The 12,498-nt window shown below is 60.7% G+C and carries 10 protein-coding genes and 1 tRNA gene; 3 read left to right on the top strand and 8 right to left on the bottom strand.

Going from position 1 to position 12,498, the window contains the following annotated elements; genetic code table 11:
* The first annotated feature begins 17 nt into the window (after window positions 1–17).
* Window positions 18–1,010, top strand: coding sequence for an AraC family transcriptional regulator (locus K2Q04_RS00160; protein ID WP_291157656.1), 993 nt, complete (start codon window positions 18–20; stop codon window positions 1,008–1,010).
* A 67-nt stretch (window positions 1,011–1,077) separates the two neighbouring features.
* Here K2Q04_RS00160 and K2Q04_RS00165 read toward each other — a convergent pair whose 3' ends face one another.
* Together K2Q04_RS00165 and K2Q04_RS00170 are read right to left on the bottom strand one after the other, a co-directional pair.
* Window positions 1,078–2,745, bottom strand: coding sequence for a carboxylesterase family protein (locus K2Q04_RS00165; protein ID WP_291157658.1), 1,668 nt, complete (start codon window positions 2,743–2,745; stop codon window positions 1,078–1,080).
* A 292-nt stretch (window positions 2,746–3,037) separates the two neighbouring features.
* Window positions 3,038–3,114 (bottom strand) — tRNA-Arg (locus K2Q04_RS00170).
* Window positions 3,115–3,355: 241 nt separating this feature from the next.
* Here K2Q04_RS00170 and K2Q04_RS00175 point away from each other — a divergent pair.
* Window positions 3,356–4,261: a thermonuclease family protein gene (locus K2Q04_RS00175; RefSeq protein ID WP_291157660.1), complete on the top strand. Its 906-nt coding sequence runs from the start codon at window positions 3,356–3,358 to the stop codon at window positions 4,259–4,261.
* A gap of 88 nt (window positions 4,262–4,349) precedes the next feature.
* On the opposite strand, the gene K2Q04_RS00180 is transcribed toward K2Q04_RS00175, so the two are convergent.
* The 5 genes from K2Q04_RS00180 to K2Q04_RS00200 all read right to left on the bottom strand — a co-directional run bounded on the left by K2Q04_RS00180 (window position 4,350) and on the right by K2Q04_RS00200 (window position 10,859).
* Entirely contained in the window at window positions 4,350–5,366 is a 1,017-nt protein-coding gene (locus K2Q04_RS00180) for a CarD family transcriptional regulator (RefSeq protein ID WP_291157662.1), read from the bottom strand.
* Window positions 5,367–5,833: 467 nt separating this feature from the next.
* Window positions 5,834–6,172: a ferredoxin FdxA gene (gene fdxA, locus K2Q04_RS00185; RefSeq protein ID WP_092868655.1), complete on the bottom strand. Its 339-nt coding sequence runs from the start codon at window positions 6,170–6,172 to the stop codon at window positions 5,834–5,836.
* A gap of 132 nt (window positions 6,173–6,304) precedes the next feature.
* Window positions 6,305–6,724, bottom strand: a complete 420-nt coding sequence (locus K2Q04_RS00190) for an RNA-binding S4 domain-containing protein (protein WP_291157666.1) — start codon at window positions 6,722–6,724, stop codon at window positions 6,305–6,307.
* Window positions 6,725–6,728: 4 nt separating this feature from the next.
* Window positions 6,729–9,884, bottom strand: a complete 3,156-nt coding sequence (locus tag K2Q04_RS00195) for a helicase-related protein (RefSeq protein ID WP_291157668.1) — start codon at window positions 9,882–9,884, stop codon at window positions 6,729–6,731.
* 114 nt (window positions 9,885–9,998) lie between these two features.
* Window positions 9,999–10,859, bottom strand: coding sequence for a DUF3108 domain-containing protein (locus K2Q04_RS00200; protein ID WP_291157671.1), 861 nt, complete (start codon window positions 10,857–10,859; stop codon window positions 9,999–10,001).
* 223 nt (window positions 10,860–11,082) lie between these two features.
* Between K2Q04_RS00200 and rpmB the strand changes: the two genes are divergently transcribed.
* The gene (gene rpmB, locus K2Q04_RS00205; RefSeq protein ID WP_291157674.1) at window positions 11,083–11,376 is read left to right on the top strand and encodes a 50S ribosomal protein L28; all 294 of its coding nucleotides are present in this window, start codon (window positions 11,083–11,085) and stop codon (window positions 11,374–11,376) included.
* Between the two features lie 42 nt (window positions 11,377–11,418).
* Here the strand turns inward: rpmB and K2Q04_RS00210 are convergent, their stop codons facing one another.
* Window positions 11,419–12,489: an esterase-like activity of phytase family protein gene (locus K2Q04_RS00210; protein WP_291157676.1), complete on the bottom strand. Its 1,071-nt coding sequence runs from the start codon at window positions 12,487–12,489 to the stop codon at window positions 11,419–11,421.
* Window positions 12,490–12,498 lie beyond the last annotated feature (9 nt).

Here is a 12,498-nt window from a genome sequence, read left to right on the forward strand (position 1 = left end):
ATGCAGGGGGGCATACGTTGAACAACGCCGTCAACGAGCGCGCCACACCGAAGACCTGCCTGTGGGACAGCCACTATGGGCCCTCTACGGCTGCATTCAGCACTTTTCGCAAATTCGTCTGTGGCGCATTTCTTCCGTGGTCAATAGAGCGGCAAGTGGACGATCCATTTCACGGCCGAGCCGAAGGCCTGCTGCTGCCCACGGGTGCCGTGGCCAAAATGAAGACATCTCCGATCATAGCAGCGCGTCACAAGGCTGAACTCGACAGTTCGCCGTTCGAGTGCCTTTACGCGAATTACGTGCTTTCGGGCGAGCTGCACGTTCAACAGGGCCGGTATGACTTTACAGCCGTGCGCGGAGACCTTGTCATTCACGAGAGCCGGTATCCTGTCGTGATGACGGAAACGTGCGACGGACAGTTCGAGTGCCTGACATTTCGCTTCGACCGGAACCAATTTGCGGCGTTCGAAAGCGCGAACGGAGATTTAAGCTGCGCGCTGATTTCCGCAGACAGCATGATTGCGCCGCTGACGGCCTGTCTCGGCTATCTCTCCGAGAACTTTCTCGTCATTCCGGATTTTGAGGCCGTGTCGCTTTTCAATGTCTTTGGTTCGCTGTTACCTGTGGCGGCATTGGCGGCTCCAAAGGATCATGAGCGATCGGCGCGAAGCAATGTGGCCCAGCGATCGTTGATGAGCGATCTCTTGGACTACATCAATGCAAACCTCGATGCTCCTGATCTCTCACCCAGGTCGGCTGCGGCAGAGCTTGGAATTTCTCTCCGCTATGTCCACAAACTTTGCGCCGAGAAGGGAATGACCTTCTGCGGTTATGTGACGTCGCAGAGGCTTGACCATGTGCGGAAAGATCTTTGCCTTCCGGCGTTTCGCCATGAACCGATTTATGCCGTCGCCGCACGCCGGGGCTTCGGTGATCCGTCGGCTTTCAATCGCATCTTCAAGGAGCGATTCGGAATAACGCCCGGACGCGCCCGCGCCCTCTCTCCCTAGGGCCAAATAAAGAACGGCTGCATCTTCGAAGATGCAGCCGCCCTGATAACTCAGTCCGCGCGAGTGACTAGATCACCGGATAGACAATCTGCGTATCCCAGAAATCGCACTTGTATGCGGCTCTGTAATCGGATTCCGATTCCGTCGAGAGCGGCGTGTTCTCGTTCAAGAATACAACCGACGAGCCGTTGACCTTCGGCCAAGGCGAGTTGCCGTTTCCGTTCGGGTTGCCCGTTGCTGCGAAGTTCGTCCACGCTGCAACAAGCTGATCGGACAGGCCGACTTCGGCACCTTGAATTTCACGCGGTACTCCGGTCGTCTGGTCGAGATTCACGCCCAACGGACCGCCATGCCAGTTCGAGAACAGAAACTGGATGTCGATCGTGTGTGCCGCCAGGGGTTGGAAGCCCGGCATTTTGGGGAAGTAATAGGGCGCGTTCTGATAGGTAAAATCGTAGCCATACGTCGCCATCTGCGGTCCCCACAATTTGAGAACGTGCAGACCGCTGCATTTGCCGCGATCGGTGCTGACGCGATCAAATGCCAGCTGCGTATTGCCGCCGTAATTGCTGAGCGGGTACTGCGCTGCCACCGCGCCGGTAACGCGGGCGTTATATTGGTCGACCGTCATCGGCACCTGCGGCGGACCAGAGAAGTATTCGGTGATGCCGATACTGAAGTCGCCTTCGTCTTTCACCGCGCCACCCATCGTCGGCATCTTGTTGAAGTTGCCGGACGTCCAAGCCGCTTCCGGCTGACGTGGGATAATGGTCCCATCGACGAACGGGCCGGTGATGTAGGGGCCGTTCGCATTCGGCGTTCCCTGCAGCTGCAGGATGCGCGACGTCGAGAGGCTACGCAGGCACTGGGAAACGTTGGAACCGGTGCATCCCGCAGCCGTCGCGAAATTGTTGCCGTTCGTCAGCGCGTTCGTGGCGTTCTGCAAGCTCGCAAGCGGCGCGCTTTCGTAGATCGCCCGATTGAACAGTCCGGTCGCTAGAGGCGAAAGCTGGTTCGCGCCCGTGTCTTGCGCACCGGCGGATTGGCCTCCGAGAGCGACTTTCGTCGGGTCGCCACCGAATGCAGCGGCGTTTCTCTGAACCCAGCGGAGCACCGCCTGGATATCGAGAATGCCGTAGTTACCCCAGAGATGGCCTTCATTGTTGATCGCCGCCTGCGAGAAGTAACCGAACAAGCCCAGGCGGTAGTTGATCACGACGACGACGGTATCCTTGCCATAGGGACCGCCCGTTGCGAGCTTGGTGGCATCATAGTCGTTCGACTCTCCGTCGACGTTGCCACCGCCGTGGATCCAGACGAGAACCGGCTTCTTTCCGTTGCTCTTGTTGGATGTGAAGACGCTGAGATACAGGCAGTCTTCATTCACGCTCGAAGGTCCTGCGAAGGCGCCGAGTTCGGTCACCTGCGGGCAGGTGCTCTTGTACTCCGTCGCGTCGTAGGTGTCCTTCCACTTCTTCACCGGCTGCGGCGGCTGCCAGCGCAAATTGCCGACAGGTGGCGCGGCATAAGGGATACCGAGAAAGACGCTGACGCCATTTTTTGTAAATCCGCGAACGGGGCCTTCGGCCGTTCTGACCGTCGGGCCGCTGTCGTCACCGTGATCATGTGCAAGTGCGGGCATCGATGTGAGTGCGCCTGCTGCGAACAAAGCCGTCGCAAGCAGACCGGCACAACGCGACTTCGGTCGCGCGTTCGTGCTTCGAAACGATTCCATACGAATCTCCTTGAGCCCTAATTTTTTGAAATTTTCGTGTCCGTGCGGTATTCACCGGGCATCGCGAGGATGCGCGGCGAAGAACGGCGTTCCCTCGCGCAATGATGCAGGCGGAACGCCGAGCGTGTTTTCACGCGGACTGAAAATTGGCTCTACGGTGAGAAGGAACGTTTCTGGCGACGGCGTGCACAGAGATGAAAAATCTGGATCGGCGTCGATGTCGTCGGCCGTTCCGAAGAGGCGCCCTGAGCGATGCTCGCTTATGCGGAGAACGTCTGTGTACGTTCGAGCGTGGCGACCCCGGCAGGATTTGAACCTGCGACCTACGGTTTAGGAAACCGTTGCTCTATCCAGCTGAGCTACGGGGCCTGCTCGCGCTTTCCGGCGGTGGCCCGCCGGGCGCTGACCGCTTTCGCGGCGCATCGGAAAGCTATGCGGTGAGCATCGGCGCAGGTCAAGCGTGGGGGGTTAGCTCTGCAGCCGCAGGCAAGATGACACCCTGTCATTTGAGCTTTTTTCGGCTGGACCCGGTTCCCGGCAGCCGATCGACGGCGGCGTCGGCTTCTTTCGTACCTTGGCGAAGTGGGGCGACTATGCTCAGACTTGCGTTATGGCTTGGCGGGGTTCGGCAGCGATATTTGGGGTTCTGGTGCTGCTCGGAGTGCATCCTCGCGCGGCAGCTGCGGACGACAATCCGGCTCCGACCTGCACTCTCGAAGCCGGCCCCATCCGGACGGTTACGCGGGTCGTCGATGGCGAAACAATCATTCTCGATGACGGGAAAGCCGTCCGGCTGATAGGGGCACTCGCGCCCAGGGCACGCGACGCCAACGCCGCTCAGGGGGCTTGGCCTCCGGAGACCGACGCCATCAAGGCGCTATCGGATCTTGTCCTCGCGAAGAAGATCAAACTCGCGTTCGCGGGCCGGCGTATCGACCGCTACGGGCGGACGCTCGCGCACGTTTTCGTGGATGATCACGGACGACAGAACTGGGTGCAGGGAGCGCTCCTCGCCAACGGCTTTGCACGCGCCTACGGGTTCCCCGAAAGCTTTGCGTGCTCGGCTGAGCTTCTCGCCCATGAGGCGGAAGCTAGGGAGAAGCGGTTAGGGCTTTGGAATAACGGCGTCTATCGCACCTTGCCCGCCGACCGCGCGGGCGAAGTGATGAAGCAGCGCGGCAAGTACGTTCGCGTGACCGGCTCCGTCGTTTCCATCGGCCGCACGAAAAGCGCGACGTACATCAACTTCAGCAACGACTGGCAAACGGATTTCACCGCGCGTGTCGACAAGAAAGTTCTTGCCGCAAATCCCACGTTCGACCGTGCGCTCGATGGCCTGACAAGCAAGTCCGTCGTCGTCCGCGGATGGATCGAACGGCGGAATGGTCCGATGATCGACATTGCCGATCCATCGCAGCTTGAAATACCGCAGCCGCCGGGCACTCCCGCCACTGTCAGCGATCGAAGCCCTTTGAACCCGCTCCTTTCAGTGAGAGCGCCGGGCGATCCGATCTGATGGATGATGTAGCCAAAAAGAGTTGCGCCCGGCCCCGCCGGAAGGTGCGGAACCGAGCGCTGTAATTCGTAAGCGTCAGCGTTAAGTCTTAGGCGGCTTCGCCGACGGACTCGCCTTCAGCCAATCGACGGCCCTTGGCGCTTTTCGAAAGGATCTCGGTGATCCTCTGAACTGCGCCACGCTCGTCAAGCTTCTCGACAGCCGCGAGTTCGCGCGCCATGCGGTCGAGCGCGTCCTCGTAGAGCTGGCGTTCTGAATACGACTGCTCGGGCTGGGCTTCGGAGCGATAGAGATCGCGTACGACTTCGGCGATCGCAATCAGATCACCGGAGTTGATCTTCGCGACGTACTCCTGCGCCCTGCGGCTCCACATCGTGCGTTTGATGCGGGCGCGGCCCTTCAGCGTTTCCATGGCCTTCTTGACGAGAGCTTCGTCCGCCAGCTTGCGCATTCCGACGCTAGCGAGCTTGCCGGTCGGCACGCGCAGCGTCAGCTTCTCCTTGTCGAACGTAATGACAAAGAGTTCGAGCGACATGCCCGCGATTTCCTGCTCTTCGATGCCGACGATACGGCCAACGCCGTGGGCCGGATAAACGACGAATTCGTTGGCCTTGAAACCGTGACGCTGGCTAACCGGCTTCTTCTGCACGGCCAGAATCTGGCGGGCAGCTGCAGCCTTTTCAGCAATTGCCTTCGGCGAGACGGGCTGCTGGGCCGGAGCGACCGGCGCCGTCAGCTTCTGGCTCGCCGCTTTGTGCGCGTTAGCCGGAACGGCAACAGTGCGCTGCGGCGCAGGTGCAGCCTTGGCAGCGAGATGGGCAGTTGCAGGCGCATGCGGGAGCGGTTTTTTCAAAACGGACGTGGCCTCGATCTTAGGCGCCGCCTTTGCAGGCGCCGCGGTTACTGGAACTGGTTTCTTGACCGGCTTAGCAGCAGCGGCAGGCTGAGCTACCTTCGCCTTGACGGGAGCTTCGGTTTTCGGCTTAGCAGGATGCTTCGCGGCGACCTTGGTGGCGCTCGCGGCGGACTTCAGAGGAACGGTTTTTCGCGCGGCATTTTTCGCTGCGGACTTGGGGACGACCGGAGCTTTTTTCTTCTGAGCCATATCGATCTCTCACTCTCGCATACTGGGCCTCGCCGGACGGGTCGGCTCGGCCGTCAGTCCGCCCTGTGGGGGCGGAGCATCAGTGTCGCGGATACTTGTTGCATCCGGACAACATGCGCGCATTGATCCGAGCCTCCTTTGTCGGGAAGCCGTTCCCCTGCGCGCTCATTTGTGGCCTAGCTTTGCAAATCCTGTCCGACTCTGAAGTGGCCCAGCGACGCCCCATAACGCCTTATAAGAAGCTGCCCATCAGAGCGAGGCAGCCCCTGTTTGTTCGCGGCCGTTCCGGATTTGTGCAGACTTAACGCCATCACAACTGACCCTAACACAGTTTCGGGGGTAAATGAAGGGCGGCGTTCTGAGACAATCTGGTCGAGATTAAGACCTTCTTTAAAATACCGCGCAATTCCAATGTCTTATCTTGGAATTGCTCCGCACGGGTTTAATTCGCCGAGTGAAAGCAAATTTTAGTCGCCGGAGCCCGGATTTGGGGAAAAATATTTCTCGAATTTTCCGGTCTCGTCCTTGACGGCTTCGGCCTCGGGAAGGGCCGGTTTCTTGGCCGTGATGTTCGGCCAGACTTCCGAATACTGGCGGTTGAGCTCCATCCATTTTTCCAGGTTCGGCTCGGTGTCCGGCTTGATGGCGTCGACCGGGCACTCGGGCTCACAGACTCCGCAGTCGATACACTCGTCGGGATGGATGACGAGCATGTTCTCGCCTTCATAGAAGCAGTCTACGGGACAAACCTCGACGCAATCCGTGTACTTGCACTTAATGCACTTTTCATTGACGACGTAGGTCATTCGGAATCCTGGTCCATCGAAGACGATCGATTGATGATTGGGGCACGACGCTCTCCAACCCGGCGGCTCGATCTAGCGGCGCCTTTATTAGCATAGGCGTTACGGCTGCCTAGGTGGACGGGGCGTCACAGTTCACCTTCTGCCTCGCAGCCTGTCCAACTGGCGCCGCTCCTGTTTTGTCGGCCTCCCGCTCCCTTCGGGGCGCAAAGCCTGCTGCGGATCCGGTTCGGTCCGCTCGTTTTCCCCTTCAGTCGTCGACGTGGTGCGCTGCGGCGCGGGTGTAAGGTCACGGTAGAGCGTCACTGCTTCGGATGCGGGGCCACGCCGCGTCCCAATACCGATGATTTCGATGCTGAGAATGCGTGGCCCGAGTGAAAGCGTCAGAACATCACCGGGCCGGACGATCGTAGCTGTCTTATATACCTTTTCACGATTGACGCGGACTTTCCCACGCTCAATTAGCGCCTGCGCCAATGTCCGGGACTTGGCGATCCGTGCAAACCAAAGCCATTGATCGATGCGCTGAACGGACCCTGGAGCCGCGTCAGGCATGAGATCACGTCGAGCCGGAGCCTTCGCTCCGCTTCTCCATTTGAGCTTTCAGCGCGGCGAGCGCGGCGAACGGTGACGATGAATCGGCCGCTGCCGACTTCGGCGGCGCCGCAGTGATCACTTGCGGCGACCGGCGTTCTTCGCGGCGGCCATTTCGATTGTCGTCACGGCGCGGACGGTTTGCATCCTCTTTCCTGGCGCCCTGGTCGGGGCGCCGATCCCCACCACCTTTGCGGCCTTCGAAGCGCGGGCGTTCGCCACGATTTTCCTGGCGCTCGGGTCGACGGTGACGCTGATGGTCGGAGCGATCGTTGCCGGCCGGCGTCTCCGAGGCCGGAGCTTCGGAATTCGCCGTTGCGGACGATGCCGCGTGCGGCGCGCCTGCGGCGGGCCTGTTCGAATGCGGGCGATGATGGCGGTTCTGGCCGCCCTCGCGGCGAGGTCCGTCCCGGCGCTCAGGCCGCTGGTGCCGGCGCGGCCGCCAGATCTCTTCGAATTTCTCCGCCTCCGGAGCGGGGGCGGCGGCTTGAGTCGTTTCCGATGGCGTTGCGACTGCGGGCTGAGCTTCCTCTGCGGGCGACGCCGCCGTTGCTGCCTCGTCGGCAGGCACTTCCGCAGCTGCAGCGTCGGCCTCGGTCTCGGCGGGCTTCGCTTCGCCGTCGGCCGTTGCTTCGGGCGATGCGATTGTTTCCGTTGCGGGCGCAGGTGCAGCGGCTGCGATCGGACGCCTCTCGAGCCGGAAGCCCAGCGCCTTCAAAACTTCGCTCAGCTCGTCGACGGAACACCCGAGGATCGACATCATGTCGTCGGTCGCTTTGAAGCCGCCGTCGCCTGTCGATCCTTTGGGAGGAGCTTCGGTTTTGCCCGGGCCTGACCGCCAGGCGAGCAACGGCCTGATCAGATCGGCGAGCCGCTCGAGGATATCGAGGCGAATGGCGCGCGGACCGCAGAGGTGGAATCCGTGAGCGCGATAGAGCGCTTCGGGCGTTGCGGGATCGACCGCAACGCTTGTCAAACCGGGGCGCGGAAGTTGCGGCGTCGTCCCTGCGGGCACCGGGTTCTTCAGCAACCAAAGCGTCGCCGCGAGGTCGGCCGGCGCCGGCTTCAGCATGAGCGGGAAGAAGATATTGAAGGCACCGAAGCGCAGCCCGAATTTGCGAAGTTCTGCTCGCGCCGCCTGATCAAGTGCGTTGATCTCATTCGCGACCGTCTCGCGCTTCAATGCGCCGAGACCTTCCTTGAGCTGGAAGGCGATACCGCGCGCCAAGCCCTGGAGCTCGGTGCTGCGGGACATCTCAACGAGCGGCTTCAACTTATCGGCGATTGTATCGTCGAGCCACGTCTTGAGACGCGCCAGGACCTTCTCGCGATCGGCTTCGCTCATGGCGTCGTCGGCGAGCAATGTCAGGCCTGGCTGCAACGGATCTTCGCTGCGTTCGAGCTTTGCAAGCTCGTCCTCGCGCCAGATGATGCTGCCGGTGCGCGTCAGCTTGAATGCTTCGTTCTGAGCCGCAGCGACCCGGCGCGCCCGCATGCCGAGTTCACGCGTCACGACCTGCATTGCTGCCTGACGCGTCGCTTTCTCGTGGATGCCGTCGCCAGCCGCGTCGAGAGTGAAGCGGAAGCCTTTGAGGCGTCCTACGAAGTGATTTTCGACAGTGATCGCGCCATCGTCTGCGATGTCGGCTGTCAGCTCGTCTTTGTCTCGCATGCCCTTCATCAAAGCGCTCGTCCGCCGATCTACAAATCGTTGTGTCAGACACTCATGCAGAGCGTCGGACAGGCTGTCTTCGATGGCCCTTGTCCGTTCCTGCCAGTGTTGTGGGTCGCCCAGCCAATCGGGGCGATTGGCGACGAATGTCCAGGTCCGGATGTGCGCGATACGGTTCGCGAGCGTATCGATGTCGCCGTCGGTGCGATCGGCCAACGAGACCTGCTTGGAGAACCAATCTTCGTCGATACGGTTGTTGCCGCTCGTCAAATGCCGGTAAATATTGCCGACCAGTTCGGCGTGGCTCTGGCCGGAAATCTTCCTGTAATCGGGAACCTGACAGACGTCCCACAGCAAGGCCACGCGGTCGCGGTTCGTCGCGATATCGGTGATTTCGCGATCTGCCGACAAAGCTTCGAGCGCCGCGACATCGTCAGCCGTGCGCGCCCGCGTCAGGCGCTGCTCGCGTGGCAGTTCGCGAAGCGATGTGTGCAAAGCGTCGAGCGACGAGAAATTAAGCTCGCGGTTACGCCATTGCAGCGTCTTGACGCTGTCGAAGCTATGGGTCTCGAGGCGCTCGACCATATCGGCGTCGAGCCCATCGGCAGCGCCGGTTACACCGAAGGTGCCGTCATTCATATGGCGGCCGGCGCGACCGGCGATCTGGCCGATTTCCGCCGGCGTCAGATTGCGATGGTTGTAGCCGTCGAATTTGCGCAGTGCAGAGAACGCGACGTGATCGACGTCGAGGTTCAGACCCATGCCGATGGCGTCGGTCGCGATCAGGAATTCGACGTCGCCCGATTGATAGAGCGCGACTTGCGCATTCCGCGTGCGCGGGGATAGCGCGCCGAGAACGACGGCCGCTCCGCCGCGCTGGCGACGGATCAACTCCGCAAGCGCATAAACTTCCTGCGCCGAAAAGGCGACGATCGCGGTGCGCGAGGGAAGACGTGTGATCTTCTTCTCACCGCTGTAGGTCAGCTTCGAAAGCCTCGGCCGTGAAATGAAGTTGGCGCCGGGGATGAGATCGCTGATCGCCTCGCGCATCGTCTGCGCGCCGAGCAGCAGCGTTTCGGACCGGCCGCGGGCATGCAGCAGGCGGTCTGTGAAAACGTGGCCGCGCTCGGGGTCGCCGCAAAGCTGGATTTCATCGATCGCGAGGAAGTCGACGTCGATATCGCGCGGCATCGCCTCGACGGTCGAGACCCAGTAGCGCGCGCGCTCCGGCTTGATCTTTTCCTCGCCCGTGATGAGCGCGACCTTGTCCGCCCCCACGCGCTGCTTGATTTTGTCATAGACTTCGCGCGCGAGTAGTCGCAGCGGAAGGCCTATCATGCCGCTTTCGTGGCCGAGCATCCGCTCAATTGCGAGGTGCGTCTTGCCGGTATTCGTTGGTCCGAGCACCGCGGTCACGTTTCGGATGCGGGCCTCGAGATCACTTGCCATGTCGTACTTGACTCCGATCGAGCCCTGGCATTGCAGAGGAGGGCCAAGAGATCAAGGGTTATTCGGCCTCTCCGCGAAGGGTATCGGGTCGCGCAACCCTGCGCCCTAGGCGGATTATTGCTTCAGCGCAATCTGCTGGTTGTTCGGGGCGGTGATGTTAATCGTATCGATCGCCATAGTGGCGGAGCCGATGGTCGATGGGACCGTGACCCGGTAAGGCACATAAATTCCGGCCGCAGGCACAGCACGCAGCGCAATCTCAATATGATCGTAATCAATCCAGGGATTGACGAAATCCTTGGGCTTATGACCCGCGATCGGCACATATTTCACCTGGCAAACCACGAGTTCAGGCGGTTGCCCGGAGGGATGCTTCTCCTTGATCGGTTCGCGTCCCTTCAAGGACAAGCGAAGATCGTAGCGCGCCTTGCCGTCGAAAACGGGGATGGTGCGATTGCAGGCATCTGCGGCATTGGCGTTCGAGATCGCGAGCGTCGCGCCCATCGGATCGAAAACGTTCTGGAGGTTTTCCGGCTTCAACTTGACGGCTTCCGCCGACGGGGACTTGTTGGGAACCAGGGCAATCGAAGCGACACGGCTGCCGTCGAAGCTGAGCTTAACGGAAGTCGTTTTCGACTTCGTCTTGGTGCTCATCTCGAAGCTTGCCGGCCGAGGGCTCCCGCTCACCTCGACAGAACCGCTACCAAGGAAATTTCCCGCCCATTTGAAGGCGCCGAACAGGGCCGAAATCTCGGTCTTGCCGTTCGCCGTGTAAGATTTTCCGTCGAAGTGGGAGTTGAACCGATATTTTCCGACGCTCAAGCCGTTGAACGAAAGCCGGTAAACTGCGTCAACCTCGCTCGGATAAGTTGCGTCGCCCGCCTTGGCGGCGTGAAGCGGCAAAACCGCCGCGGCGGCCAGCAGAAAACAGCAATAGGCGCCATGTCTCGTGGCCCCAACACGCGAATTCGGCATCGTTCTTCCCTGCAAATCCCCTTGCGCCAGCCGGTGTTAGGGCGGATTTGCGACGAATGTTGGACTTCGGGTACCGTGAGAACGCAGTCTTGACGTGCGTCCGGCATGTCCATTATACAGCTGCCGAACCCCCGTAGGCTCTGCTTGCGGGGCACAATTTTTTGCTGCAAAAGCAGGCTTTACATCAACCGCGCTCGTAAAAGCAGCGGCACAGGAGAGAGTTATGACCAGGCGCTGCGAGCTGACGGGGACTTTGCCCCTCTCAGGCCAACTCAGGAGCCACGCTGAAAACAAGACGAAGCGCAAGTTTCGTCCCAATCTGCATATCGTGACCTTGCTGAGCGACGTTCTCGGCCGGAAAGTCCGTTTGCGCGTTTCGGCCCGGGCTTTGAAAACCGTCGAACACCGCGGCGGCCTCGATGCATTCCTTCTGAAGGCTGACAACGACGAGCTGTCGGCGACCTGCCTCAAGCTGAAGCGCGAAATTCAGAAAGCACAGGCTTCGAAGGCTGCCTAAGGCGGGCTCTTCGCCCTTTAGCCGAAATTCAGCCCGGCGCCCTTAACCCGGCGGCCGGGCTTTCGCTTGCTCTTCGTCCTTCAGAACGAACTGCAAAAGCAGCGTGCGCTGCAGCACCTTGTTGAAGTTATCGTCCGAGATCATCGTAATCAGGATTTCTCCCGTCTTGAGGCGCGTGACGGCGAGACCTTCCATATTATCGATCTGATCATTCATGTCGGCTTCGATCAGCACGTCGCCCTCGGAGGTGTGATCGGGACCGAGGTCATCGGGCGCGATGCGCCTCAGCCGCATCTTGACGCCTTCCAACCAGCGAAAGCGGCGTTCCAGGACGAAAAGCGTTCCGTCATCGAGGCTCGAAATGTCGGTGACGTCGTAGTCGCCGATGTTTTTCAGATGGATCGTTCGCGGGCCGCTTGCCGTCCAGAGCCAGCCGGTGTGGTTGCGGGACAAATCGTAGAGCCGTTCCGAGAACGCGACGGGAGCGCCCTTATAGGGGCCACCCTTCATGACAGTCAGCGCTTCGAGGCCCTGATTGGAGTGCATCTTTTTGGCGCCGGCCGGCAGCTTGAGGCTTCCGCGGTCCGTCGAAATACCGGCTGACGTCAAGTCGTAGCGCTCGATGCGGTGCCTTCCTTCGAAACCGATGAGAACCGAACCGCGCTCCAAGGTTCCGCTTTCAAGCGCGATCGATTCAGAGTCGCGGTCACGGTCCCGCCGGATGGGGCGGCCCGACGTATCCGGAAGCGGACCGATGCGGGCGTTCGTTATTCCAGCCGGATGAATGCCGTCGTAATCGAGTGTTCCCGTCAGCCACTCACCGGCGTCGGAAATCGAAACGAACGCTTTCGCGTCGTCGTCCATCAGGAGCGCGGACCAGCCGCCGAATTGCGGTGCGGGAGAGGTCAACTGCAAACCGCCGCGGAACGTCACCTTGGCGAGAGGCTTATCGGCTTCGAAGCGCTTGAACGACGTGATGCGCTGACTTTCGACGACGATCGGACCGGGCTTCAGCTTTGCGACGTCCGGCTTGCCGTCAGCTGCCGCGGCTCCGGCCGTTATGCCAAAAAGCGCAACGACGAGGCCGATGCGTCGAAAGCTGTTCAGCGACAAGCGTCGACC

The organism is Hyphomicrobium sp. (assembly GCF_019753045.1).
GTDB lineage: Bacteria > Pseudomonadota > Alphaproteobacteria > Rhizobiales > Hyphomicrobiaceae > Hyphomicrobium_B.

What these genes read in the sequence shown, in the direction of transcription:
- K2Q04_RS00165 (WP_291157658.1), bottom strand. Translation starts at nt 2,745, where the DNA reads ATGGAATCGTTTCGAAGCACGAACGCGCGACCGAAGTCGCGTTGTGCC.
- K2Q04_RS00175 (WP_291157660.1), top strand. Translation starts at nt 3,356, where the DNA reads ATGGCTTGGCGGGGTTCGGCAGCGATATTTGGGGTTCTGGTGCTGCTC.
- K2Q04_RS00180 (WP_291157662.1), bottom strand. Translation starts at nt 5,366, where the DNA reads ATGGCTCAGAAGAAAAAAGCTCCGGTCGTCCCCAAGTCCGCAGCGAAA.
- fdxA (WP_092868655.1), bottom strand. Translation starts at nt 6,172, where the DNA reads ATGACCTACGTCGTCAATGAAAAGTGCATTAAGTGCAAGTACACGGAT.
- K2Q04_RS00190 (WP_291157666.1), bottom strand. Translation starts at nt 6,724, where the DNA reads ATGCCTGACGCGGCTCCAGGGTCCGTTCAGCGCATCGATCAATGGCTT.
- K2Q04_RS00195 (WP_291157668.1), bottom strand. Translation starts at nt 9,884, where the DNA reads ATGGCAAGTGATCTCGAGGCCCGCATCCGAAACGTGACCGCGGTGCTC.
- K2Q04_RS00200 (WP_291157671.1), bottom strand. Translation starts at nt 10,859, where the DNA reads ATGCCGAATTCGCGTGTTGGGGCCACGAGACATGGCGCCTATTGCTGT.
- rpmB (WP_291157674.1), top strand. Translation starts at nt 11,083, where the DNA reads ATGACCAGGCGCTGCGAGCTGACGGGGACTTTGCCCCTCTCAGGCCAA.